Source organism: Vibrio algarum, assembly GCF_028204155.1.
GTDB lineage: Bacteria > Pseudomonadota > Gammaproteobacteria > Enterobacterales > Vibrionaceae > Vibrio > Vibrio algarum.
The window spans coordinates 1,939,540-1,963,473 of sequence record NZ_JAQLOI010000001.1; the positions used below are offsets into that span (position 1 = coordinate 1,939,540).

Here is a 23,934-nt window from a genome sequence, read left to right on the forward strand (position 1 = left end):
ACACTATGCAAATTCAAATTAAGCGCGTAAAATCCCCTCCCTTGATAAACGTCCGGTATACGTATTACTGAGAGATGTTTATTGAGCCCAACTAATTTAAATTAGCATGTGTTGCTTGGTACGCAACACCACTGTGAAGGATATAAAATGCCAGTAATTACACTTCCTGACGGTAGTCAACGTCAATTCGATAACCCTGTTTCAACAATGGACATCGCAGCTTCTATCGGCCCTGGTCTTGCAAAAGCAACCATAGCTGGCCGTGTTGACGGCAATCGTGTAGATGCTTGTGATCTTATCGAAAATGATGCGAGTCTTGAAATCATCACTGCGAAAGATGAACAAGATGGATTAGAAATCGTGCGTCATTCATGTGCCCACCTTCTTGGCCATGCAATTAAGCAGTTGTTCCCAGAAGCAAAAATGGCGATTGGTCCAACGATCGATAGTGGTTTTTATTATGATATTGACCTAGAGCACTCTCTTACCCAAGAAGATCTTGATGCATTAGAAAAACGCATGAAAGAGCTTGCGAAAACCAAATATCAGGTTGTTAAAAAGAACGTAAGCTGGCAAGAAGCGCGTGATACTTTTGAATCACGCGGTGAAAGCTATAAAATTGCTATCCTAGATGAGAATGTTGCTAAAGACGATCGTCCGGGACTTTATCACCATGAAGAGTATATTGACATGTGCCGTGGACCTCACGTACCACACATGGGCTTTTGTCAGCATTTTACTCTTCTAAACGTTGCCGGCGCATACTGGCGTGGTAATAGCGACAATAAAATGCTGCAACGTATCTATGGTACAGCGTTCCATGATAAGAAAGCATTGAAAGCACATCTAACTCGTTTAGAAGAAGCAGCCAAGCGCGATCACCGTAAAATCGGTAAGCACCTTGACCTTTTCCACATGCAGCAAGAAGCACCTGGTATGGTATTCTGGCATCATAATGGTTGGTCTATCTTCCGAGACTTAGAAGTATTTGTAAGAGCGAAACTTGACGAATACAACTATCAAGAAGTAAAAGGTCCACTAATGATGGACCGCGTACTTTGGGAGCGTTCTGGTCATTGGGATAAATATGCAGATGCCATGTTTACCACAAGTTCAGAAAACCGTGAGTATGCTATCAAGCCGATGAACTGCCCGGGCCACGTTCAAATCTTTAACCAAGGTTTGAAGTCTTATCGTGATTTGCCGTTAAGAATGGCTGAGTTTGGTTCTTGCCACCGTAATGAGCCTTCAGGCGCTTTACATGGCTTAATGCGAGTACGTGGCTTTACACAAGATGACGCACACGTATTCTGTACAGAAGAGCAGATTCAAGAAGAAGTAACCGAATGTATAAAAATGGTATACGACGTATACAAAACATTTGGATTCGAAGAGATTGAGGTTAAGCTATCAACACGACCTGAAAAACGTGTAGGTAGTGACGAGATTTGGGATCGCAGCGAAGAAGCGCTTAAAGAATCTTTAGAAAATCTTAATATTAAATATGAAATCCAAGAAGGTGAGGGGGCATTTTATGGCCCTAAGATTGAATTTACCTTACATGACTGTTTAGATCGTGCATGGCAATGTGGTACAGTTCAACTTGATTTCAACCTTCCTGGTCGTTTAGGAGCAACTTACGTTGGTGAAAACAACGAAAGATTGGTTCCTGTAATGATTCACCGCGCGATTTTGGGTTCTTTAGAGCGATTTATCGGAATTCTTATCGAAGAGTACGCAGGATTTTTCCCGACGTGGTTGGCACCTGAACAAGCCGTTATTATGAATATTACGGATAAACAGGCTGATTACGTTAAAGAAGTTGTAAATAAATTGCAAAAATCGGGAATTAGAGCAAAAGCGGACTTGAGAAATGAGAAGATAGGCTTTAAAATCCGCGAACATACTTTAAAGCGTGTACCGTATCTGCTTGTTTGTGGTGACCAGGAAATGGAAGCTGGCGAAATTGCAGTACGAACTCGAAAAGGTAAAGACCTCGGTAAGATCAAAGTTGAAGACTTTATAAGCAATCTTCAAGTTGAGGTTTCTACCCGTAAGCTTAATCTGGAGGAATAAACTATTAAAGGCGGAAGACGTGGCCAGCAAGTGGCCAAACCAAACCTGCACCGTTTAAACGGTGAAATTCGTGGCGTACGTGAAGTACGTTTGACTGGCGCAGATGGTGAGCCAGTAGGTATCGTAAGTCTTGCTGATGCTCTAGCTACAGCAGAAGAATCTGGTATGGATCTCGTAGAGATCAGTCCAAACGCCGAGCCACCTGTCTGTCGAGTGATGGACTATGGCAAGTTCCTCTTTGAGAAGAGCAAAGCTGCTAAAGAGCAGAAGAAGAAGCAAAAGCAGATCCAGATTAAGGAAATAAAATTCCGACCTGGGACTGATATTGGAGACTATCAGGTAAAACTACGCAACCTGACTGGTTTCCTAGAAGAAGGCAACAAAGTGAAGGTAACAATTCGCTATCGTGGCCGAGAAATGGCACACCCAGAGATCGGTGTCGAAGTTCTAAATCGTTTGAAAGCGGATACAGAAGAATTAGCTGTTGTTGAATCTTTCCCAACGAGAATAGAAGGTCGACAAATGATTATGGTGTTAGCCCCTAAAAAGAAGTAATTAAAGGCCTACAAGTAGTTTAGTCTCGCGGCGGTTACCGTTGCGGGATTTTATTCGCCCTAATTACTATGTTTATTAACTATGTTTATTAACGATTAAAGTTAAATTAAACCTAACAATGCGGAGTTCTTCATCCATGCCAAAGATGAAAACCAATAGAGGTGCTGCTAAGCGTTTTAAGAAAACTGCTGGTGGTATTAAGTTCAAGCACGCTACAAAACGTCACATCCTGACTAAGCGTACTACTAAGAACAAGCGTCAACTACGTCCTAACGCAATACTTCCTAAATGTGAAGTAGCTGGTGTTATGCGTATGTTGCCATACGCTTAAATCTTTTTAGTTTAATTAATAGTTTAGGAGAGACATAATGCCTCGCGTAAAACGTGGTGTACAAGCTCGTGCATCTCACAAGAAAGTTCTAAAGCAAGCTAAAGGTTACTACGGAGCACGTTCACGTGTTTATCGTGTAGCTTTCCAAGCAGTTACAAAAGCTGGTCAATATGCATACCGTGACCGTCGCAATAAAAAGCGTCAGTTCCGTCAACTATGGATCGCTCGTATTAACGCTGCTTCTCGTCAAAATGGTCTATCTTACAGCCGTTTCATTAACGGTCTTAAGAAAGCATCTATCGAGATCGATCGTAAGATCCTTGCTGATATCGCTGTATTCGACAAAGCTGCATTTGCAGTTTTAGTAGAAAAAGCGAAAGCTGCTCTTTAATTAGACAGTTATACAGACTTTAAAAAAGAGACCTTATGGTCTCTTTTTTTATACCTATTAGATAATAACTCATCAGTTGTTATAGCTAATCCATTCTGATTACATAATTAATGTCTGCGGTATTAGTTATCTTTTAAAGCAATCCGATATATGTTGCCATCGTCGGTACTGAAAAATATCTCGCCTTTTGGATTCGTCGTGATACTACGAATTCGCTGTTTTAAGTTATTAGCAATTCGGCCTGTCTCTATGAGTGTTCCATTTGGCTGAAATGAAATAATGTTGATATGTGTCAGCTTAAGTGCACTTGCTAACAATTTTCCGTTAAGTGCAGGATAGTGATCGCCACGATACAGAATCAGGCTGCTAGGGGCGATAGAAGGTATATAGACTAACTTTGGTGGCTCTATACCTGGTCTTTCTGTGTCTTCTGCAACGTCAACAGGGCCCCAATACTCTTTTCCGTGAGAAGTAATAGGCCAACCGTAGTTTGCACCTTTCTTTATTTCATTAATCTCATCACCACCTCTAGGGCCGTGTTCTATGGACCATAATTTCTTTGTTAAATTATCAAAATAAAGACCTTGAGGGTTTCTGTGGCCGTAGCTCCAAATTTCATTTCTTGTATTAGTTTCTTTAAAGAAAGGGTTATCCGTAGGTATGCTTCCATCTAAATTTAGGCGTAATATCGTGCCAGAGTGATTGCTATTATCCTGTCCATTTTCTCTAACACCGCGATCACCAATTGAAAAATAGAGGTGCCCATTAAGGTCAAAAGAAATTCTTGAACCGAAATGTCGGGAAGTATCTGTTGCTGAATCGGTTACCAGCACATCTTTAAAGCCCGACAATTTGCCATTCTGATAGTTAGCTTTCGCTAGGGTCGTTGCCAGTCCTTTCCCTGTTGATTTTGTATAGGTAACATAAAGTTTAGATGGGTCTTGAGGAGAAACTGCGATATCGAGTAATCCACCTTGTCCTCTATTGTTCAGGTTAGGGATTTGAAATAATAACGAAATCTCTCCGCTGGCTATATTGAGGTGTTTAATAGCACCAGTGCGTTCAGTGATGATGAGATTGTCATTATCTGTAAATGCTAATCCCCAAGGGATGTTAAGTCCTTGGGTAACTCTTTGAAAAGTAAATTTTTGTTCTGCGTAACTAATAGGTGACAACAAAAGCAGGAGAATGCATAAACGATTCATTTCGACATCTTCTTGTATTTATTTTTTCAATAATAAAAGCGTAGTCGAAATATACTGCGATGTTTTAGTCTGCTAGATATTTTTGCATAGAAATATGCTCAATATTCGCTTCGGTATATTGCTGACCAAACCGTTTAAATCCTAATTTTGTATAGAACGGTTCAGCATGTAGTTGAGATCCTAAATAGATTCGTGGATAGTTATTCTTAGACGCATATTCTTGCAACGCGGTTATTACCTTTGTTCCTAAGCCAAAAGACCGATAAGGCTTGAGTACGGCAACTCGGCCTATATGACCATCCTTAAGTATTCTTCCTGTTGCAACAGCTGCGTTGTGTACAAAAATGATAGTGTGAATGGCTATCGCATCTTGGCCATCGAAATCGATGTCAGGATCAACTCCTTGTTCATAAGTGAAGACACTATTTCTTATATGACGAATCTGTTTTTCGTTATCTTGGTTTATAGCACCACAGAATATTTGTTCCATTATTCTATCTAACCTAATCATTTAATTAATTTGCTAACGAACGTGCGAGTATTCTATCTAAGCTCGGTTCTTAATGCTAAAAAATCGGGTTTGATTCACGAAAATCCCTTAAATATATTGATGATAAATCTTAAATTACTATTGTGTTAATATATTCAACTCGATTCATTCAGTACAATAAGAAACAGCAGTCATACATTGAGAGTTTTAGATGCAGTCATTTCAGTGGGATAAGAATTTTGAAACGGGTATTAAAGAAGTTGATGAGCAACATCTTTACCTAGTGGAACTGGTTAATAGATACGGAGAGTTGATAGCAGAAAATGACTTCTCCATAGACGAAGCAAAAAAGGCGTTAAATGAAGTAACAGAATACACCTCGTATCATTTTCATAAAGAAGAAATTTTGATGAAACGAGCAGGGATTTCGTCAACGCATTTTGAAGAACATCATCAATCTCATCAAAAATTTATAAATGATCTAAAAGAATTTTCTGGCTCACTTCAGCTTAAAAGTGAAGATTTATCTAAACAACTATTGGACTTCTTAATTCAATGGCTGGTTTATCATATTTTAGGTAGTGATCAAAACATGGCTAGGCAAGTGAGTGCTATAGAAGCTGGGCTCAGTCCTGATGAAGCTTATGGCAATGAAGAGCGCGAACACGATGAGGCTATCGGACCATTGTTGAAAGCGCTAAAAACGCTGTTTGAACAAGTATCTGCTCGAAATAAAGAGCTTATATTATTGAATCAGTCGCTTGAAGAGAAAGTTGAACTCAGAACTCAAGAATTGTCACTAGCAAACAAAAAGCTGGAAGAATTATCTTATTCGGATGCGTTAACTCAATTACCTAACCGTCGTTATGCAATGGAAGAAATGGCCAACCAGTGGGACAAAGCTTTATCAACAAAACAACCGTTAGTCTGCATGATAATAGATGTCGATAAATTCAAAGAAGTAAACGACAACTGTGGGCATGATGCTGGTGACATTGTGCTTGTAGATCTTTCTAAGGTTCTTAAAGCCAATTTCCGATCACAGGATTCAGTATGTCGGCTCGGTGGTGATGAATTTATCGTTATATGTCCGGGATTAAATTTGGACCAAGGCCTTGAGTTAGCTTGTGCTGTACATAATGAAGTAAAAAAATACGCTTACCTTACGACGATTATTGTTGGGAAGGGAGCATTAGTGTTGGTGTAGCGGTACTTTCTGAATCAACATCAGACGTGAGTGACTTGATTAAGTTGGCTGATGACTCTGTTTATCTTGCCAAGCATTCCGGAAAAAACTGTGTAAAATCCATACAGTCTAATGGATAGGTATAACGAAACATAGTGTAAAAACATGCCGAATCGAATATAAAAACGCCGTTTAAAAGGCGTTTTTTGCGTTGAGAGTAAGGCGAGTGATGAAATACGAATAAATTCTCAACAAATTGAATTTTAACAGTCGATTAATGTAGATTCAATTTGGCTTTAAGTCTCGGTTTGATTACTATGTACAGCTATTAAGTTTAAAACGTTGGGCGTGTTGATCTTTCAAAGTGGTAGACCTACTTCGAAAGACCAAAACGCCCTTATTATGGACACTACCGCAAGGTAGATGAGGAAAAGATGCAACATCTACAAGAGATCATTGCTAACGCAACATCAGCTATCGATACCGCTGAATCGTTAGTTGCACTTGACGAAGTGCGTGTTCAATTTCTAGGAAAGAAGGGTGAGCTAACTGCTCAACTTCAGAGCCTAGGTAAACTTCCACCTGAAGAACGCCGTACTGCTGGTCAAGAGATCAACAAAGCGAAAGGTGCCGTTCAACAAGCTATTGCTGCTCGTAAAGAAGCGTTGCAACGAGCTGAGTTAGAAACGAAACTCGCTGCTGAGACTATCGACGTTACGCTTCCGGGTCGTCGCATTGAAAATGGTGGTTTACATCCAGTTACTCGAACTATAGAGCGCATTGAAAGCTTTTTCGGTGAGTTAGGCTTTACAGTAGAATCTGGTCCTGAAGTTGAAGATGATTTTCATAACTTTGACGCTCTAAATATCGCTGACGATCATCCAGCTCGTACAGACCACGATACCTTTTTCTTTAATCCAAAATTGATGCTTCGTACGCACACTTCAGGTGTACAGATCCGCACGATGGAAGAACGTCAACCACCGTTGCGCTTTATTGCACCTGGTCGTGTATATCGTAATGATTATGATCAAACACATACGCCAATGTTCCATCAAGTTGAAGGTATGTTAGTTGACGAAAATGTTAACTTTGCTCAACTTAAGGGTATTTTGAATGACTTTCTCTGTAATTTCTTTGAAGAGGATTTAGAGGTTCGATTCCGCCCATCGTATTTCCCATTCACAGAGCCTTCTGCAGAAGTAGATGTAAAGGGTAAAAATGGTAAATGGTTAGAGATTTTAGGTTGCGGTATGGTACACCCAAATGTGCTTCGCAGCGTTGGCATTGACCCTGAAAAATATTCAGGCTTTGCATTTGGTATGGGTGTAGAACGTTTGACAATGCTTCGTTATGGCGTCAATGACCTACGTGCGTTCTTTGAGAACGACCTTCGTTTCCTAAAACAATTCAAGTAATTCAGAGGCAGTCGAACAATGAAATTCAGTGAATCTTGGCTACGTGAGTGGGTTAACCCTACTGTTACTACAGACGAGCTAACACATCAAATCACTATGGCTGGCTTAGAAGTAGATGACGTTCTACCAGTAGCAGGTACCTTTAGCGGTGTTAAAGTAGGTAAAGTTATAGAGTGCGGGCAACACCCAGACGCCGATAAACTTCGTGTCACTAAAATCGATGTTGGAGCCGACGAGCTTTTAGACATTGTATGTGGTGCTCCAAATTGTCGTGAAGGTATCAAAGTGGCAGTCGCTACTGTAGGTGCCGTTCTGCCTGGTGATTTTAAAATTAAAAAAGCAAAGCTACGTGGTCAGCCTTCACACGGCATGCTTTGTTCATTTTCTGAACTGGGTATTGATGTTGAATCTGATGGCATCATGGAACTTTCTCAAGATGCTGAAATAGGAACATGTTTCCGAGAATTCCTAGATCTAGAAGATGTTACAATTGATGTCGACCTAACTTCTAACCGTGCTGACTGCTTTAGCATTCGTGGTCTAGCAAGAGAAGTTGGCGTGTTAAATAGAGCAGAAGTTCAGTCACCATCATTTGATGCGGTTGATGTTAGTATTGACGAAACTATCTCAATTGAAGTTAAGGCAGCTGATGCTTGCCCACGTTACCTTGGCCGTATAGTTAAGAACGTAAATGTTCAAGTTGAAACACCTATTTGGATGCAAGAAAAATTGCGTCGTTGCGGTATTCGATCCATTGACCCGGTTGTAGATATCACCAACTATGTTTTGCTTGAGCAAGGCCAACCAATGCATGCTTTCGATTTGGATAAAATTGAAGGTGGCATAATTGTTCGTTTAGCAGAGCAGGGTGAAAAGCTTACACTTTTAGATGGCAACGAAGCGGAACTTAACAGCGATACCCTGATTATTTGTGACCAAAACAAGCCATTAGCAATTGGTGGTATCTTTGGTGGTGAAGGCTCAGGTGTTACGACAGAAACTAAAGACGTGCTACTAGAATGTGCTTTCTTTTCTCCGGATGCTATTCGTGGGCGTGCTCGTAGTTATGGCCTGCACACAGACGCATCTATGCGCTACGAGCGTGGCGTTGACTATGCTCGTCAAACTGATTGTATGGAGCGTGCTACTCAACTGCTTGTTGAAATCTGTGGCGGTGAAGCCGGTCCTATAGCTGGTTTTGAGTCTAAAGAAAATCTTCCAAAAGCAAATACGGTGGCACTTCGTCGTTCAAAATTAGACGCGCTATTAGGCCATGAGATCCCATCAACTGATGTTGTTGAGATTCTTACTCGTCTTGGCTGCGATGTTTCAGAAACAGAGAATGGCTGGACAGCTGTTTCACCTTCTTGGCGTTTTGATATCGCGATAGAGCAGGACTTGATTGAAGAAGTAGGTCGTATTTACGGCTATGACAACATACCAAATCAAGCCCCAATCGCTGGTTTAAGTATGAATCTTCATAAAGAATCGAATCAGCCACTTAAGCGCGTGAGAGATTTACTTGTCGACCGTGGTTATCACGAGGCGATTACGTATAGTTTTGTTGAGCCAGAACAACAAAAGTTAGTTGTTCCGGGTGTAGAGCCGTTAATTTTGCCGTTCCCTATCTCTGCTGACATGTCAGCGATGCGACTTGGTCTCATTCAGGGTTTGCTAAATACGGTTGTTCACAATCAAAAGCGTCAACAACCTCGCGTTAGATTGTTTGAGTCTGGGCTGCGTTTCATTCCGGACGAAACCGCAGAAAATGGTATGCGTCAAGAATCAATGCTCGCAGCCGTCATTGCAGGTAGCCGTTCTGAAGAACATTGGGATATTGAAAACAACACCGTTGATTTTTACGATCTAAAAGGCGATTTGGAAGCGGTATTAGAACTTACTTCTAATGAAGTTGCCTACAGCTTTGCTGCAACGAAGCACCCAGCTCTGCATCCAGGTCAAGCTGCTGCTATTGTGGTGGACGGCAAAGAAGTCGGTGTAATCGGTACGGTACATCCAGAATTAGAGCGCGCATTTGGTTTGAATGGTCATACTATCGTTTTTGAAATCGAATGGTCTGCTATTAATACACGTATACTTCCGGAAGCGGTAGCTGTTTCTAAGTTCCCAGCTAACCGTCGTGATATCGCATTAGTTGTTTCTGACGAGATAGCATCTGGTGATGTTGTGGCGGCTTGTTTAAAAGCAGGTGGCGACTTCTTAACGGACGCTAAACTCTTCGATGTGTACGTTGGTAAGGGTGTAGAAGAGGGTAAGAAAAGCCTTGCTATCGCTCTGACTCTCCAGTCTGTAGAACGCACGCTAGAAGATGCTGATATTGCTGGTGCAGTAGATGCAATCGTAACTGCTGTGTCTGAGCAATTCGGAGCAGCCCTTCGCGATTAAACAGCATGTATGTTCATTACGATGAATAAAAATAGGTCTCGAATGAGGCCTATTTTTTTGTGCGATTTTTGCAGGTAATAAATGTGCTTAGCAACCGCGTTCTTTGCAAAATTCGTTGCCTTTCGATGTTCGAACCATTGAACGCATTCTATCTGATAAGTTAATTGATAGATTTGGTATAAAAATAAAAAAAGGGCTCAAAAGAGCCCCTTCATACGTAAGATTTTAATCTTATTCGAACATTTCTGATGTAACTAGAATAACGCCAGTTTCAGATACAGTGTATTTCTTCGCATCTTCTTCTGGGTTTTCACCAATTATTGTACCATCAGGAATTTTACAATCTTCACCAACAATTACTTTTGTCAGACGACAATTTCTGCCGATATCTGAGTTAGGTAACAGGATACAATCGAGCAGCTTAGAGTAACTGTGAACGCGTACGTTAGCAGAAACCATGCAATGCTCTAACTCGGCACCAGAAATAATAGTACCAGCAGAAAGAACTGAATCTACTGCGTGTCCACGACGACCGTCATCATTAAAGACGAATTTAGCACCTGGGCGCTGTGATTGGTTCGTAATGATAGGCCAGTTGTGTGAATAAAGGTCCAGCTCAGGAGCAGGAGAAAGCAGATCCATAGTCGCTGCAAAGTACTCGTCTAGGTTACCCACATCACGCCAGTAAGCTGTATCACCAGGGTGACCATCTTCTGTAAATATGTAACCAAATACTTTAGCACGGCCAAGTAGGCCAGGAATGATGTTGTGACCAAAATCGTGGTTATAGTCTGGATCTTCGAGCGCTTTAACCAACTCATCTTCTAGAAGATCAGCATTAAAGATATAGATACCCATTGAAACAAGCGATTGTGTTGGGTCACTTGGATCCGCAGGTGGGTTCGCTGGTTTTTCTACAAAAGTTTTGATTTCACCCGTTGCGTCCAATCCCATCACTCCGAAAGAAGATGCTTCTTCAATTGGTTTATGGATACAAGCAACGGTTACTGCCGCGTCATTTTCCACATGGAAATTAAGCATGCGAGAGTAATCCATCTTATAAATGTGGTCTCCACCAAGAATTAGTACGCGTTTAGCGTCCTGGCGTTTAATAAGATCCAAGTTTTGGTAAACAGCATCTGCTGTACCACGGTACCAGTCGTTACCCGTTCTTTGTTGCGCAGGAACGATACGAACGCCTTCACCCATCGCAGGTGAAAGAATCTGCCATCCGTTCTGAAGATGATCAATTAAGTCTTGTGCCATGTACTGAGTAAGTACACCAACCTTTCTAACACCGGAGTTTATACAGTTTGAAAGAGTAAAATCGATAATTCGAAATTTGCCACCGAATGAAACGGCAGGCTTGGCATTATTGCTAGTCAATTGTTTTAATCGCGTTCCCTTTCCTCCTGCTAAAATAAGCGCACTTGTTTCGCGTACAAGTTTGTTGGTATCAGCATGTGAATAGTTATTACTTGACATATAATTAAAGCCTTATAGGTAAAATGAGTATTAAAATGATGATGCTGTTAAATTAAACGAGGGGGCCAGCACCACCACCTATTAAACTACTATTATTCTTGACGAGTCATTGTCGAATAGGTCACTGATTTGCTAAGAGGCTAATCGAGTTTTCATTCTTTTGAGATCCATCACTAAATTAGTCATCTTTATTGTAATGAACAGCTTATTCTCTTTGGCTGACTTACTATTGATAGTGGTATGAATAATTTTTTAGTAATAAGCGTAGTAACACTAAAATTACCAACATATGCGCAAAAAAACTGCTGCAAGATCATGAATTGATTGAAAAAAATTTAAATTTTAAACTCAACGCTTTGGACGTTATTATATCCTGTTTTATTTCCATGTGTAGTGGATAATACCTTATTAAAATCATTCACTATATTTATATGCTGACAGCTATCATAGATAATTGTTCTGTTGCTAATGATATTTGAGTAATTAAGGAATATTTAAAAGAAAAAAATTAGCCAAAATCATAAGGTTGGCTTACACTTCTGTTGATGTCGCCGATAATTATGTCGGTATAGCACTATCCAATTTGGCGCTACACAATTGTAGCAATGTTTAATACAGCTTTGAGGGAAGTTTTTATGGCGCTCACAAAGGCCGATTTGGCTGAGAACCTGTTTGAAAAACTTGGATACAGTAAGCGAGATGCCAAGGAAACGGTAGAAGTGTTTTTTGAAGAAATTCGTAAAGCGCTCGAAAATGGCGAACAGGTCAAGCTATCCGGGTTTGGGAATTTCGACTTAAGAGAAAAAGCGAAAGACCAGGTCGAAATCCAAAAACAGGCGAAGACATTCCAATTTCCGCTCGACGGGTTGTTACTTTCCGTCCTGGGCAAAAATTGAAAGCTCGAGTTGAAAATATCAAAATCGAGAAATAGCCGATAGAAAAACAATAAAGACCACGCAATGCGTGGTCTTTTTATATCTATGTCCTTTAAGCGGCTTTTATTTTTGTTGTAATGTAAGGTTGCCAAGCATAATGGTATAAATCTAACGATTGTCTTCGTAAATCTATTATCCTCGCATTTTCTATGTCACTTAACATGCGATTAGATGCTAAAGCACTGCGTTCGATATCTTGTATCTGTTTGTATAAGTCGTGTTCTGGCCCGCTTTTAACCTTCGCAATTTCCGCAAGATGTAACTGAACTTCCGCAATTATTTTTGTGTCCGGTAATTCAATTAATAAGTTTAAATCGCGATAGCCAGAGGGTGCAGGTCTCTTAAAGCGATTTTTAACACCAATCACATTGGCTTGTTTTTCAAGCAATTCGAAAGTCGAAACGAGACTTTCGATATCGTTAGATACGATGGTCGCTCTGGCTAGATCGGTTATTTGATTAGTGTTATCGGCTAAGTCAGTTTTAATTTTTTCTTGTGCTCGTTGCTTTGACTTTACACCCACTGAGATAGTCTGAGAATTGGTTATTAACGCAGTACTTTGGCATATTGTTTCCAACTCTAACTGCGCTTTTTCTGCATGATTGTATAGCGTGTCAAAATTTGAATAGGGTTGGAGGGCGTTAGATTGCATAGACGAAATACTATATAACCCATTTAAAGTATGTCTGAATCGTTTCGAGCTTACTTGATTTTGTGTTTGTACTTTTTTAGGTAGGTTTTGAGCTACGGGCTCAGCAGAAGCCAAAGCGGGTGCCCGGCTAAACACGAGTAAGGTGAGGATTGTACGCAGCATCACGTTCATTAACGCTCCTTGAGTCGATAAACACTTAGTTAAAAGGTGTACTAAAAGACCTAAGTTATATCGTATTCAACAGTTCTATTAATAAACTTAGTGATTTCAGCTATAAGTACAACGGATTGCCTGCATCACTTTTTGCTATAAATAGTATCTTAGGGCATTTTTCCTCGAACCAACCTATCTTTGCAATAATTTACAATAGGTGTGAAGTAAATCACGTAATTATTAGTCATTGTTTCACTTGCAATTTCCAACGGATTTCGCGACATTATTGAGACTTATTCTTATTTTTAATTGTGGTATATGAGAGATAGCGAATTTTGGCATAAGAAATGGGCGTCTAACCAGATAGGCTTTCATTTAGATGACGTGAACCCTTTACTCACCCAATACTGGGAACGAACTAACCCTAAACCAAGTGACAAAGTGCTTGTTCCATTATGCGGAAAAAGTGAAGATTTAATCTGGCTAGCGTCTAAACATCAAGCAGTCCAAGGTGTTGAGATTAGTAATATTGCAGTACGTTCTTTTTTTGCTGAACACTTTTATACACCAACGGTTGTTAAGCTTGACGCTTCACATGAACTCTATCAGTTCGATGAGCTATCCGTTTATGCGGGTGATTTTTTTACGGCACCGGTTAATAATGCGGATATTGTATATGACAGAGCAGCACTCGTCGCACTTCCTGAAGATATGCGTGAAGAATACGTAGATCGATTAAAATCCCTCTTAAACCAAGGGGGGCGGATTTTATTGGTAACGCTTGATTATGTACAGTCGGAGATGGCAGGGCCGCCATTTAGTGTTGAGGAAATAGAGGTGAGACGACTCTTTAGCGACTACAAACTCACGTTAGTTAACCGATATGTTGCAGAGGAAAGTCATCCCAAAATAGCGAAAAAAGGATTGAGTCGATTTGCTGAGTTGGTTTGGTTAATAGAAGACGAAAATGAGAGTGTATAATACAGAGTGTAGAATAAGCCTTAAGGGTATGATAAAGCTAAGGGCTTCAGTTGAAGCCCTTAGCATGTAAATTCGATTAGTAAATTATTTTAACCTTAGTTGCCGCTTCTTTAGCACTATCAATCGCTTTCTCTAAACTGTCACGCTGCGATAGAGCTACACCAAGCCTACGTCGTCCATCGATATCTGGCTTACCGAATAGTCGGATCTGAGTCTTTGGTGTCGCTAGTGCCTCACACAGGCCATCAAAGCGTATATTACTTGAAGTTCCTTCCCCTAAAATAACAGCAGAGGCAGAAGGTCCATATTGAGCAATGTTATTAATTGGCAAGCCAATGAAAGCTCTTACGTGTAATGCAAACTCAGAGAGTTCTTGGGATATCATGGTTACCATACCGGTGTCGTGTGGGCGAGGGGATACTTCACTAAAGATGACCTTGTCACCTTTTACGAATAGCTCTACTCCAAACAGCCCATAACCACCTAAAGCATTAACCACTTGCTCTGATATGTACTCAGCGGCTTTCAATGCATTGTCTGACATCGCCTGTGGCTGCCAAGATTCTCTATAATCACCATCTTCTTGTCGGTGACCAATTGGCTGACAAAAATGAACACCATCTACCGCTCTAACAGTAAGTAATGTAATTTCATAATCAAAATCGACAAAACCTTCTACTATAACTCGGCCTGCACCGGCTCTACCGCCATCTTGAGCGTATTCCCATGCCTGAAGAACGTCGTCTTTGCTCTTAATGACACTTTGCCCTTTGCCAGAAGAACTCATTACGGGTTTGACAACACAAGGCATACCTACTTCATCTATTGCAAGCTTAAACTCATCTAAGGTATCGGCAAATTTGAATGGAGAGGTAAGTATAGATAGTTCCTCGGCGGCTAATCGGCGGATACCCTCTCGGTTCATCGTTAATTTGGTTGCGTTCGCTGTAGGTACAACATTAAGACCTTGGGCTTCCAATTCGACCAATGCGTCTGTTGCGATCGCTTCTATTTCTGGTACAACAAAACCGGGTTTTTCTAACTCAATAATAGTTTTCAATGCGTCAGCATCAAGCATATCAATAACATGACTACGATGAGCAACTTGCATTGCAGGGGCATCTTCGTACCTATCGCACGCAATTACTTCTAGGCCTAGTCGTTGGCATTCTATTGCCACTTCCTTCCCAAGTTCACCTGAACCTAACAACAAAACTCGAGTCGCGCCTGCGCGAGTAGCAGTACCCAGCATCCGTATATCCTTCATTAACTATTAAATTGAGCGGATCATACTGGATATTGAGAATTCCGCAATCGTTTGCTTTGTAAAAATGGACAAAAAAATGCCCTAAACAATTCAGGGCGTTAAAGATTTTACAGGGATGTATAAGCGATTGTAATATCGGGATTTAGTGCGTCTAGAGTGGACTGCGTACCATCTAAATTGCTTATCTTTCCGGCCGACAATTCGGCTAATGCCGCTGATTCAATCTGTTCGAATGATTTGCCTGCTACAAGAACTTGCGCTAAAGCTACCTGAAGAGGAGGTAGGCTTGGATTAAATGCGGCATTTTCAGCATAAGAGCCTAAGTAGACAGAACCATCATTTAACCTAAGTGCTACACCACTATGATTTGCTGAGTAGGGTGCGTGGCTGTAATTGAGTGCCTCGACTGCTTTGAGTACGAGTGGGTCAGTTTCTTCTGTTTTATATGAAAGTGTCTTTCCATCCATTAATCGTGCTTCAATATCTAAATCTGCTGGGCCGAAAGAATCAGGCAAATATTCTTGAAGTGACATCTCGTCACGTTGAGGTAATTGAACTTTAAGCTCTTTAGCTGTCGTTAACTCGTTCATAAATTGTCGGCAGTGTCCGCAAGGACTATAGTTAACCGTAATATCGATAATACCTGTCTCACCTTTCATCCAAGCATGGCTGATACCACATTGTTCGGCATGGACAGTTTGACTCATTTGCGCGCCAATAAACTCCATGTTTGCACCGAAGTAAAGTCTTCCGGATAACCCTCTTACTATGGAACCAACATAAAATTCAGATATTGGGGCGTAAGAATAAGCAGCGGCAAATGGGAGTAAGCTGATACGAAGCTCTTCATCACTCAAACCTGAAAGCGCTAAAAGTTCATCAAATTGCTGTGCTGAAATAGTTGCGTCATATGTTGCGCAATTAAATAGACGTTGTAAATAATCAGCTACCGGCTTAGGTGTATCACTTAGCGCGGCTTCTAGTCGAGTGTTCATAGAGAATCCTTTGTATTTCGATACTGATTATTCTAGCCAACACCAATCATAATGCAGTGCTCTATGTCACAATTATAATTGCAATGAACTATTATGTTTCATTAATAGAGTGAGGTCACATTAGTTTGGGGGCGATCAATATCCAGTTTAGGTCAAATAGTTACCATATGTATTGTTATTTTGGTTATTTGTATTGCTTATGTATTGTTCTGGTATTATGTTGTCAATATCCAATCGTTCTAGGTGAAAGATGAATGTCAGAACTGAGTAACAAAAAATTGATCGCGTCAGATTACGATAAAACTTACCACAGGCATGATGCAGAGGATCTCGACAACAATAACTTGGCTGTTCAAAAGTGGGGTAATGCCGGTAATGTTTTTGCAATCAGCACTGGCCGCGATGTGGCAAGCATGTTATTTGAAAAAAACATCGTCACATTAAATACGACTACATGATTTCATTGAATGGATCATTTATTGTTGATTCAGAAAACAATGTCCTTTTTAAAAAAGCATTAGATAATCAACTCGCAAGAAAATTAACCTTAATGCTTCAAGAACAGTTCGGCGATGAGCTGATTATTTCCAACGGTTTTGATGGTTGTAATTTCACCAATAAAAAGGCCAGTGAAACAAACGAAATAGCGAAAGAAGTATTTGAAAGAAACTCGCAAATCTACACGAAAACTATCGATACAGCGTTGGATAGCGAAGTGCTATTGATTGGTTGTCTGAATGATAATTTTGATAAGGCAGTGGAAGTCAGGGATAGAATTTTGTTTGATTACCAAGACGTCGTCGAGGTATTTATCAATCTAAATTATATTAACATTGTTCCGAAAGGAATAAGCAAAGCGTCAGGTTTAGAGTTTGTTATAGAACATGCGCAATTAAAGAAAGAGAACGTTGCAGTGATAGGGGATGACCTTAACGATATTCCAATGTTAGAAAAATTTAAAGCTTATGCTGTAGAGAACGCAAAAGATGAAGTGAAGGCTATTTCGATAAAAGTGCAACCGAGCGTTGCTGCTTTGATTGAAGAGATGCTCTTAGAGTAACTATACCAGTCCGAATAATCACACAATTAAAAAGAAAAAGGATGGCATTGCCATCCTTTAGTATATGTCTACTTGCTTGGAGACGTTGTCGCCGGTTTAGACGGTCTTCTGCGCCTGGACGGTTTATTTGCAGCGGTATTACCACCGCTTTCTGAACCTTTTGCTCCAAAATGGCGCTTATTTTTACCTGCCGGTTTATGACCTCGAGCATTATCACCTGAGCGCTGTCCATCTGCGTGATTTGGTTTCGCTCTTTTAGGTTTCTTTGCTTTGATTGGTTTTCGACTAAGATTCGATTCAGGAACGATATCTGATGGTATGAAACCTTCAACATCAATACGTGGGATCAGTTTTTGAATAAGCCTTTCAATACCAAAAAGATCAGGAGCTTCTTCTGCTGTTACAAGTGAAATAGCTTTACCTACTTCACCGGCTCTTCCTGTTCGACCGATACGGTGAACATAGTCTTCAGAGACATTTGGCAGATCAAAATTGACGACCTGAGGCAACTGTGGAATATCAATGCCTCGTGCTGCAATATCTGTAGCGACTAAAGCCCTAACTTCGCCTGACTTAAAGCCTGCTAATGCTTTTGTTCTTGCACCTTGACTCTTGTTGCCGTGAATTGGTGCAGATTTGATGCCTTGTTTTTCTAAGTACATAGAAAGACGGTTTGCACCGTGTTTTGTTCGGCTAAAAATAAGAACTTGTTGCCAATTGTTTTCTTTTATTAACTTAACTAAAAGAGCCGATTTTCTTGATTTGTCTACAGGGTAAACGAATTGCTCTACTGTCGTTGCTGTCGAATTTTCAGGGCTGACCGATATTTCTACAGGGTTGTTAACTAAACCTTTGGCCAAGGACCGAATTTCCGGTGAAAATGTAGCGGAAAACAATAGGTTTTGGCGTTTTTTCGGCAGTAGATCTAAGATTTTTTTTATATCTCTAAAAAATCCCATATCTAACATTCTATCGGCTTCATCTAGAACCAAAACTTCTATTTGAGAAAACTTAACAGCATTTTGATTATATAGATCCAGCAGACGGCCAGGTGTCGCGACCAGAACGTCACTTCCTTTTCTAAGGATTTGCATCTGTGGGTTAATTTTTACACCACCAAATACGACGGTTGAAGTCAGCGGAAGATGTTTGCTGTATTTGACGACGCTTTCATTAACCTGCGCTGCTAGTTCTCTAGTCGGTGTTAGAATCAATGTTCTAACATGGTTTCCTTTAACTTTTGTTCCGCCGCTTAACCTTTCTAAAATGGGTAAAGTGAACCCGGCTGTTTTCCCTGTACCAGTTTGCGCCGCTGCCATTACGTCTTTCCCAGCTAGAACCGCAGGTATGGCCTGTTCCTGAATTGGGGAAGGAGTGTCATAACCTTGTTCTTCTATTGCTTTAAGAATAGGTGCAGATAAGCCTAAAGAGGTAAAACTCATAATATATTGGTTCTCAGTGATTAATGGGAATTCAGATGGCGGCGAAAAGCATGAAGAAACAGATGCGCGCAAGAAATGAAGCGCGCATTTTCATCTATTTAACTCGCGAACACAAGAGAAATAAAGAATGACACCTTGGGCTATATACTAGCCATTAACAATTATATTAAGCCATTCTATATAAATGTAGACAATAGGTGCGAAAATAGAAGTAATGACACCACAAAGAACCAATGCGAGAGAACTAAATGCAGCATCTCTTTGATCTTTTTCGATACAAGTAGCGGTACCCAACGCATGAGAGACTGTCCCCATGGTTAGCCCTTTTGCTATTGGATGACTGATCCCAAGTATTTGGTAAATAGGGTAAGCAAATATCGCACCGAACACGCCAACAATGAGTACCAATATAGCTGCGATTGCTGGCTCACCTCCTAAATGGCTAGAAACTTCCATTGCTATTGGTGTCGTAACCGATTTCCCCATGATACTGGCGACTAAGCTCATGTCGGTATTTAAAAATACAGCAATGCTAGCAGAGATAATCATTGAAAGAGCACTGCCAACGCCACAGGCTAAAAAAATGATTTTCCAATTTCTTTTTATCTCAGGGAACTGCTCATAAAGCGGATAAGCTAGTGCGACAACCGCGGGTTGCAACAGATAAATAAATATTATGTTTTCCTGCTTATATTCTTCGTAAGGCATTTTCATTAATAGCAAAATAGGGATAATAATCACTAAGCTTATGAGTAACGGATTAGCTAGAGGGTGATTCAGTTTTTTGCTAATAAAGCGAGCAATTAAGAATGTGACGATAGTCAGTACAATCCAAATCATTTCTTCGGTACCAATATTTTTTCTAGCATCATAGCAAGAAACACTAACATGATCGCAGTGCCACCGACCGCACTTGCAATGATAGGGAACGCGTTATCCATTAACAGTTGGTAATGATCTATTAATCCAGCACTAATAGGAATAAAGAGTAAAATCATATAGCGGATAAAGATATTCGCACTAGGTTTGACCCATTCTGGAGAGACTAAGCCTGAAACCATTGCGAAGAAAAGAATTAGCATACCAATGATGCTGCCTGGTATTGATATCCCCAACCCGTGTTGGATAGCCGTACCAAGGGTGAGGGCAAGAATAATCAACCCAAGTGACGTTATGTATTTAATTGTTTTTTTATCATTTTTAGGAAACGAGTTGTTCAACGTATTTATACACGGACCTTAAGATGGCAAGTTTTTTTTCATCGCCTTCATGTTCGTGAGCAAGATTTTCTAGGTTGAGCATGTAATTAGGGAGAGACGACTCAAAATAATCTCTACAGTGATTAGCCCAGCGCTGTTGCTCTTCGTCACTCAACGTTTCGGCAAAATGACGAGCTCTGTATTTAAACAGAAGTGGCGCAATTCGCTTATCAACGAACTCTATATCTAATGCAGCTAAGTTTTCAGGCTTCGCTTCTAGGATAATGTCCATAGCGGCTCTATCTGATGGTGTAAAAAACCCGTCGTAAAGCTGACTGTCCACGTCACTGCTATTGTCGTATTCTTTATCAACAGAAAACAAATTTATCAGTTTTTCTCTAATTTCGGGATGCTGCTTTAGTCGAGCAAGGTTTTGAAGACATTGTTCTCTGTTTATACCAATTCGTTGTGCATTTTCGGCTGTAAGCGTTTTAGCAGGTGCCAATACTGGACACTTATTGAGGTGTACCAATTTTACAGGGATAGGTTGCTCTCCCTGCTCAAGTTCGTTACGTTTTGTATACATTCGTTCACGTATTTGATCAGCATCTAACTCTAAAAGAGGTGTTGGGTCCATCGCTAAATTAACCATAATGATAGCGTTCTGATTTTTTGGATGCCAAGCCATCGGCACGACCCAACTCGTATTTGAGCAGTCGACACCAAACATACCAGAAACATGCACTAGTGGTGTTAAATTAACGATATCAATCAGTTCATTTAATTTGCGTTTGTGGCGCATACTATATAGATAATCAAATAACTTCGGTTGTGCTTGTTTCAGCTTTTTGGCTAGTTCTATCGTAGCAATCACATCTGCCATCGCATCGTGGGCATTTTCGTGCTCAATGCCATTTTCGACAGATAATTTTTCTAATTTAAAACTAGGCTTGCCTTCTTCATCAGTTGGCCAGTTTATGCCTTCTGGGCGAAGAGCGTAGCAAGTTCGCATCACATCAAGTAGATCCCAGCGAGAATTACCATTTTTCCAACTCCAAGCGTACGGGTCGAAAAAGTTACGATAAAGAGTGTAGCGAGTAACTTCGTCATCAAAGCGAATACTGTTGTAGCCTAAGCTCGTCGTGTTTGGTGTGGAAAGCTCATCGTGGATACGTCTAATGAATTCTGGCTCAGGTAACCCTTGTTGAAGTGCTTTTTGAGGAATGATACGAGTAATAAGCGCAGCTTCTGGTGAAGGTAAGTAATCACGAGGTGGTTGGCAATAAATGACCAGAGGTTCGCCAATTATATTAAAATCCATATCTGTACGAACACCTGCAAATTGGCTTGGCCTATCTTTAGAGGGACTTATTCCCCATGTTTCGTAATCGAACCAAAAAAAGGTTGGTTGTTCGTTGTTTTTATAATTTGTCATAGACTCTAATTAACCGCGTTGTGTCACGTACTTGCGGCGATTATATTTCATTTTGAATAGTATTTTTCAGTTTATTTAATGTTATTCAATTAAGCGTTCAATTTGGGACTTGATACCTTGTTAACAGCGCATGAATTTCGTTTGAATTTAATGTGCAATAGTTATCCGCTGGGTGGTGAGTCGGTTTAACAAGTGAGAAAATCATCGCCTGTGCAACCGTACTGGCTTGAATTGGTTTAAAATTGGCCAACGGCCCGATTAGGAGAGGTTTCACTATCCAGAGTAGCTTCTGCAATATTTTTTCATCGGACCTCGGGTTTTGACGAATTCCAGCTAATGGGCCTGGTCGCATAAATACCACGCGCTCAAATTGTAACTTGAGTAAATTTTGCTCCATTCTCCCTTTGCATTTTAGGTAGTGTGAAAACGAATGGGTATTGGCGCCGTAACTCGATACAACCGCGATTCTTTTAACACCAAGAATTTTCATTGTTTGTGCTACTTGAGTGACTAGCTCAACATCTACTTGTTCAAGAGCGAGCTTGCTTCCTGCTTGTTTAATTGTGGTACCGAGGCAAATAAATCCAAAATCAGGTGAAGGTGATTGGTTGCTCCAATGAGTCACAGTTAGCTCAGAGTTCTGGATCTGATCAAATTTATTATTTTGTATTGAGAGCGGGCTTCTTACTAGCGCGGTTACGTTAGATATAGACGAAAGTTCTAATAATTGGGATAACACCTGCTTACCAACCAAACCGGATGCTCCCGCTATAATCGCGTTTGCTCCATCGCCAAAATTGTCCATTGATACTCACTTTCAATAACTTACTCGCGTGTAGTAACAATATCTTATTAAAACTATTAGTCAATTTGATACTTTTGATGTTTGACTCGGCTTACCAAGCTCTGATGGTCGCTTAGTATTGCAGGGCAATACTAAGCGATGAGGTTTATGTTAGGGAAATTGGAATTGCCGTTTTTGACTTGTTTTTGTTTTTATTAGCGGTCTTTGATTTTTTCGATTTCCGAGAGGTTTGATTTAACAGCATACAATACCTCCTATTAATGATTGTGCTGACTTATAAGTATAGCCCTTATTTGTAGTGTCACATTATAAGGGGTTGTTGTGTATTTAATGATTATGCCATTTAGCAGAACATTCTTCTAAATCTCACTTTAGGCAGTTTTATTGTTTGATAATCGTTGCGAAACTAGGTTATCGTCTATTTGCTAGGAATTTAGTTATTTTCACGGAGAGAAAATATGAAAATTGGTGTTATTGGAGCAGGTTCTGTTGGTGTTGGTATTTGTAATTACCTCCTTACATTAGGCAGCGTCAGTGAGCTCTCGTTGCTCGATCTTAATAAAGAGAGAGCTGAAGGTGAGATTTTAGATTTTAGTCATACAAACGCATTAACTTTCAGTAAAAACACGCGTTTAAAAGCCAGCGACGATTATGAAATATTAAAGGCGTCAGATATTGTTGTGATCACAGCCGGTGCGCAAATAAAAGAAGGGCAGAATCGACTTGATCTTGCAGAAATCAATAGCAAAATCTGCGTTGATATTGCAAAACAGGTCGAGAAAGTCGCACCGGATGCTATTCTTATTATTGTTACTAACCCATGTGACATTGTCACTTATTTTATCGCGGCAAATACGAGCTACACAGCGTCACAAGTAATCAGCGCAGGCTGTCTGATTGATACCGCAAGGTTAATGACCATTGTCGCTAAAAAAGCGGACATTGATCCTAAAAATGTATTCGGCTACGTTCTCGGCGAGCATGGTAGCCACTGCTTCACACCCAAGAGCTTGATTAGTATTGCTGGACAACCTGCAGATTACTACTGTGAAACTAACGGGGTTGATAAAATTGATGCCGATAAGTTACTCGATGAAGTAAGGCAGGTGGGATTTGAGATTTTCACCAAAAAACAGAACACCACACATGGAATTGCGGCTAGCGTATTTAGAATTGTCCAAGCGATTATGATTGATGAAAAATCGGTACTTCCTGTTGGCACACTAATACAAGGTCAATATGGTCTACATGATGTTGTATTGAGTTTGCCTACTATTATATCTCGAAAGGGAGCGGAGAAAATACTCATCCACCCATTTGAATCCCATGAAAAAAAGCAGTTAGATTATATTGCGTCAGAACTTAAAGCCTTAATAATTGATGTGGCAGGTAAAACTGGCTTAATGAAATAAAGAAAACTTGTATTGTTTTAGTGCGTTAGAGTGTGCCAGAAGGTACACTCTTTTT

Annotated in this window: 21 protein-coding genes and 2 pseudogenes; 12 read left to right on the top strand and 11 right to left on the bottom strand. The window is 40.3% G+C overall.

The features are described from left to right. Positions 1 to 147 precede the first annotated feature (147 nt). The 4 genes from thrS to rplT all read left to right on the top strand — a co-directional run bounded on the left by thrS (position 148) and on the right by rplT (position 3,353). Positions 148 to 2,076, top strand: coding sequence for a threonine--tRNA ligase (thrS, locus tag PGX00_RS09260; RefSeq protein WP_272135518.1), 1,929 nt, complete (start codon positions 148 to 150; stop codon positions 2,074 to 2,076). Positions 2,077 to 2,106: 30 nt separating this feature from the next. Next, positions 2,107 to 2,631, top strand: coding sequence for a translation initiation factor IF-3 (gene infC / locus PGX00_RS09265; protein WP_272135520.1), 525 nt, complete (start codon positions 2,107 to 2,109; stop codon positions 2,629 to 2,631). A 136-nt stretch (positions 2,632 to 2,767) separates the two neighbouring features. After that, positions 2,768 to 2,962, top strand: coding sequence for a 50S ribosomal protein L35 (gene rpmI, locus PGX00_RS09270; RefSeq protein WP_272135522.1), 195 nt, complete (start codon positions 2,768 to 2,770; stop codon positions 2,960 to 2,962). 37 nt (positions 2,963 to 2,999) lie between these two features. After that, positions 3,000 to 3,353, top strand: a complete 354-nt coding sequence (gene rplT / locus PGX00_RS09275; RefSeq protein ID WP_171754615.1) for a 50S ribosomal protein L20 — start codon at positions 3,000 to 3,002, stop codon at positions 3,351 to 3,353. Between the two features lie 122 nt (positions 3,354 to 3,475). On the opposite strand, the gene PGX00_RS09280 is transcribed toward rplT, so the two are convergent. Together PGX00_RS09280 and PGX00_RS09285 are read right to left on the bottom strand one after the other, a co-directional pair. Then, positions 3,476 to 4,558 carry a PQQ-dependent sugar dehydrogenase gene (locus PGX00_RS09280; RefSeq protein WP_272135526.1) on the bottom strand — a complete coding sequence of 361 codons (1,083 nt, stop codon included), beginning with the start codon at positions 4,556 to 4,558 and terminating at the stop codon, positions 3,476 to 3,478. Between the two features lie 64 nt (positions 4,559 to 4,622). Continuing rightward, entirely contained in the window at positions 4,623 to 5,048 is a 426-nt protein-coding gene (locus PGX00_RS09285; RefSeq protein ID WP_272135528.1) for a GNAT family N-acetyltransferase, read from the bottom strand. 211 nt (positions 5,049 to 5,259) lie between these two features. On the opposite strand from PGX00_RS09285, the pseudogene PGX00_RS09290 reads away from it, so the two are divergent. From PGX00_RS09290 to pheT, 3 genes and pseudogenes are all read left to right on the top strand, one after another. Further along, positions 5,260 to 6,374, top strand: a pseudogene (locus tag PGX00_RS09290) (bacteriohemerythrin). Positions 6,375 to 6,668: 294 nt separating this feature from the next. Next, positions 6,669 to 7,652: a phenylalanine--tRNA ligase subunit alpha gene (gene pheS / locus PGX00_RS09295; protein WP_272135530.1), complete on the top strand. Its 984-nt coding sequence runs from the start codon at positions 6,669 to 6,671 to the stop codon at positions 7,650 to 7,652. 18 nt (positions 7,653 to 7,670) lie between these two features. Continuing rightward, positions 7,671 to 10,058, top strand: a complete 2,388-nt coding sequence (gene pheT / locus PGX00_RS09300) for a phenylalanine--tRNA ligase subunit beta (protein ID WP_272135532.1) — start codon at positions 7,671 to 7,673, stop codon at positions 10,056 to 10,058. Positions 10,059 to 10,289: 231 nt separating this feature from the next. Here the strand turns inward: pheT and glgC are convergent, their stop codons facing one another. Continuing rightward, positions 10,290 to 11,543: a glucose-1-phosphate adenylyltransferase gene (gene glgC / locus PGX00_RS09305; protein WP_272135534.1), complete on the bottom strand. Its 1,254-nt coding sequence runs from the start codon at positions 11,541 to 11,543 to the stop codon at positions 10,290 to 10,292. A gap of 605 nt (positions 11,544 to 12,148) precedes the next feature. Here glgC and PGX00_RS09310 point away from each other — a divergent pair. Further along, positions 12,149 to 12,474, top strand: a pseudogene (locus PGX00_RS09310) (integration host factor subunit alpha). A gap of 56 nt (positions 12,475 to 12,530) precedes the next feature. Here PGX00_RS09310 and PGX00_RS09315 read toward each other — a convergent pair. Then, positions 12,531 to 13,301, bottom strand: coding sequence for a RelA/SpoT domain-containing protein (locus PGX00_RS09315; RefSeq protein ID WP_272135536.1), 771 nt, complete (start codon positions 13,299 to 13,301; stop codon positions 12,531 to 12,533). A gap of 300 nt (positions 13,302 to 13,601) precedes the next feature. Here PGX00_RS09315 and PGX00_RS09320 point away from each other — a divergent pair, with 300 nt between their 5' ends. Then, positions 13,602 to 14,264 (top strand): thiopurine S-methyltransferase, encoded by a 663-nt coding sequence (locus tag PGX00_RS09320; protein ID WP_272135538.1) that lies wholly within the window; start codon positions 13,602 to 13,604, stop codon positions 14,262 to 14,264. A gap of 76 nt (positions 14,265 to 14,340) precedes the next feature. Here the strand turns inward: PGX00_RS09320 and purT are convergent, their stop codons facing one another. Both purT and cdd read right to left on the bottom strand, forming a co-directional pair. Next, the gene (gene purT, locus PGX00_RS09325) at positions 14,341 to 15,516 is read right to left on the bottom strand and encodes a formate-dependent phosphoribosylglycinamide formyltransferase (RefSeq protein ID WP_272135540.1); all 1,176 of its coding nucleotides are present in this window, start codon (positions 15,514 to 15,516) and stop codon (positions 14,341 to 14,343) included. A 122-nt stretch (positions 15,517 to 15,638) separates the two neighbouring features. Then, the gene (cdd, locus tag PGX00_RS09330; RefSeq protein ID WP_272135541.1) at positions 15,639 to 16,526 is read right to left on the bottom strand and encodes a cytidine deaminase; all 888 of its coding nucleotides are present in this window, start codon (positions 16,524 to 16,526) and stop codon (positions 15,639 to 15,641) included. Between the two features lie 254 nt (positions 16,527 to 16,780). On the opposite strand from cdd, the gene PGX00_RS09335 reads away from it, so the two are divergent. Together PGX00_RS09335 and PGX00_RS09340 are read left to right on the top strand one after the other, a co-directional pair. Further along, on the top strand, positions 16,781 to 16,984 hold the full coding sequence (locus PGX00_RS09335) for an HAD family hydrolase (RefSeq protein ID WP_272135543.1): 204 nt from the start codon (positions 16,781 to 16,783) through the stop codon (positions 16,982 to 16,984). Beyond that, positions 16,981 to 17,586 carry an HAD-IIB family hydrolase gene (locus PGX00_RS09340; protein WP_272135545.1) on the top strand — a complete coding sequence of 202 codons (606 nt, stop codon included), beginning with the start codon at positions 16,981 to 16,983 and terminating at the stop codon, positions 17,584 to 17,586. Before PGX00_RS09335 ends, PGX00_RS09340 begins: the two co-directional genes overlap by 4 nt. A gap of 68 nt (positions 17,587 to 17,654) precedes the next feature. On the opposite strand, the gene PGX00_RS09345 is transcribed toward PGX00_RS09340, so the two are convergent. From PGX00_RS09345 to PGX00_RS09365, 5 genes are all read right to left on the bottom strand, one after another. After that, positions 17,655 to 19,028, bottom strand: a complete 1,374-nt coding sequence (locus PGX00_RS09345; protein WP_272135547.1) for a DEAD/DEAH box helicase — start codon at positions 19,026 to 19,028, stop codon at positions 17,655 to 17,657. Between the two features lie 147 nt (positions 19,029 to 19,175). Then, positions 19,176 to 19,865, bottom strand: a complete 690-nt coding sequence (locus PGX00_RS09350) for an LrgB family protein (protein WP_272138006.1) — start codon at positions 19,863 to 19,865, stop codon at positions 19,176 to 19,178. Continuing rightward, the gene (locus PGX00_RS09355; protein WP_272135549.1) at positions 19,865 to 20,248 is read right to left on the bottom strand and encodes a CidA/LrgA family protein; all 384 of its coding nucleotides are present in this window, start codon (positions 20,246 to 20,248) and stop codon (positions 19,865 to 19,867) included. Before PGX00_RS09355 ends, PGX00_RS09350 begins: the two co-directional genes overlap by 1 nt. After that, entirely contained in the window at positions 20,229 to 21,662 is a 1,434-nt protein-coding gene (gene sbcB, locus PGX00_RS09360) for an exodeoxyribonuclease I (protein WP_272135550.1), read from the bottom strand. Before sbcB ends, PGX00_RS09355 begins: the two co-directional genes overlap by 20 nt. Positions 21,663 to 21,759: 97 nt before the next feature. Next, positions 21,760 to 22,467, bottom strand: a complete 708-nt coding sequence (locus tag PGX00_RS09365) for an NAD(P)H-binding protein (protein WP_272135552.1) — start codon at positions 22,465 to 22,467, stop codon at positions 21,760 to 21,762. A 458-nt stretch (positions 22,468 to 22,925) separates the two neighbouring features. On the opposite strand from PGX00_RS09365, the gene PGX00_RS09370 reads away from it, so the two are divergent. After that, positions 22,926 to 23,879: a lactate/malate family dehydrogenase gene (locus tag PGX00_RS09370; RefSeq protein WP_272135554.1), complete on the top strand. Its 954-nt coding sequence runs from the start codon at positions 22,926 to 22,928 to the stop codon at positions 23,877 to 23,879. Positions 23,880 to 23,934 lie beyond the last annotated feature (55 nt).

What these genes read in the sequence shown, in the direction of transcription:
- purT (WP_272135540.1), bottom strand. Translation starts at nt 15,516, where the DNA reads ATGCTGGGTACTGCTACTCGCGCAGGCGCGACTCGAGTTTTGTTGTTA.
- PGX00_RS09315 (WP_272135536.1), bottom strand. Translation starts at nt 13,301, where the DNA reads ATGAACGTGATGCTGCGTACAATCCTCACCTTACTCGTGTTTAGCCGG.
- cdd (WP_272135541.1), bottom strand. Translation starts at nt 16,526, where the DNA reads ATGAACACTCGACTAGAAGCCGCGCTAAGTGATACACCTAAGCCGGTA.
- glgC (WP_272135534.1), bottom strand. Translation starts at nt 11,543, where the DNA reads ATGTCAAGTAATAACTATTCACATGCTGATACCAACAAACTTGTACGC.
- rplT (WP_171754615.1), top strand. Translation starts at nt 3,000, where the DNA reads ATGCCTCGCGTAAAACGTGGTGTACAAGCTCGTGCATCTCACAAGAAA.
- pheT (WP_272135532.1), top strand. Translation starts at nt 7,671, where the DNA reads ATGAAATTCAGTGAATCTTGGCTACGTGAGTGGGTTAACCCTACTGTT.
- pheS (WP_272135530.1), top strand. Translation starts at nt 6,669, where the DNA reads ATGCAACATCTACAAGAGATCATTGCTAACGCAACATCAGCTATCGAT.
- rpmI (WP_272135522.1), top strand. Translation starts at nt 2,768, where the DNA reads ATGCCAAAGATGAAAACCAATAGAGGTGCTGCTAAGCGTTTTAAGAAA.
- sbcB (WP_272135550.1), bottom strand. Translation starts at nt 21,662, where the DNA reads ATGACAAATTATAAAAACAACGAACAACCAACCTTTTTTTGGTTCGAT.
- PGX00_RS09280 (WP_272135526.1), bottom strand. Translation starts at nt 4,558, where the DNA reads ATGAATCGTTTATGCATTCTCCTGCTTTTGTTGTCACCTATTAGTTAC.
- thrS (WP_272135518.1), top strand. Translation starts at nt 148, where the DNA reads ATGCCAGTAATTACACTTCCTGACGGTAGTCAACGTCAATTCGATAAC.
- PGX00_RS09345 (WP_272135547.1), bottom strand. Translation starts at nt 19,028, where the DNA reads ATGAGTTTTACCTCTTTAGGCTTATCTGCACCTATTCTTAAAGCAATA.
- PGX00_RS09320 (WP_272135538.1), top strand. Translation starts at nt 13,602, where the DNA reads ATGAGAGATAGCGAATTTTGGCATAAGAAATGGGCGTCTAACCAGATA.
- PGX00_RS09365 (WP_272135552.1), bottom strand. Translation starts at nt 22,467, where the DNA reads ATGGACAATTTTGGCGATGGAGCAAACGCGATTATAGCGGGAGCATCC.
- PGX00_RS09340 (WP_272135545.1), top strand. Translation starts at nt 16,981, where the DNA reads ATGATTTCATTGAATGGATCATTTATTGTTGATTCAGAAAACAATGTC.
- PGX00_RS09335 (WP_272135543.1), top strand. Translation starts at nt 16,781, where the DNA reads ATGTCAGAACTGAGTAACAAAAAATTGATCGCGTCAGATTACGATAAA.
- PGX00_RS09370 (WP_272135554.1), top strand. Translation starts at nt 22,926, where the DNA reads ATGAAAATTGGTGTTATTGGAGCAGGTTCTGTTGGTGTTGGTATTTGT.
- PGX00_RS09285 (WP_272135528.1), bottom strand. Translation starts at nt 5,048, where the DNA reads ATGGAACAAATATTCTGTGGTGCTATAAACCAAGATAACGAAAAACAG.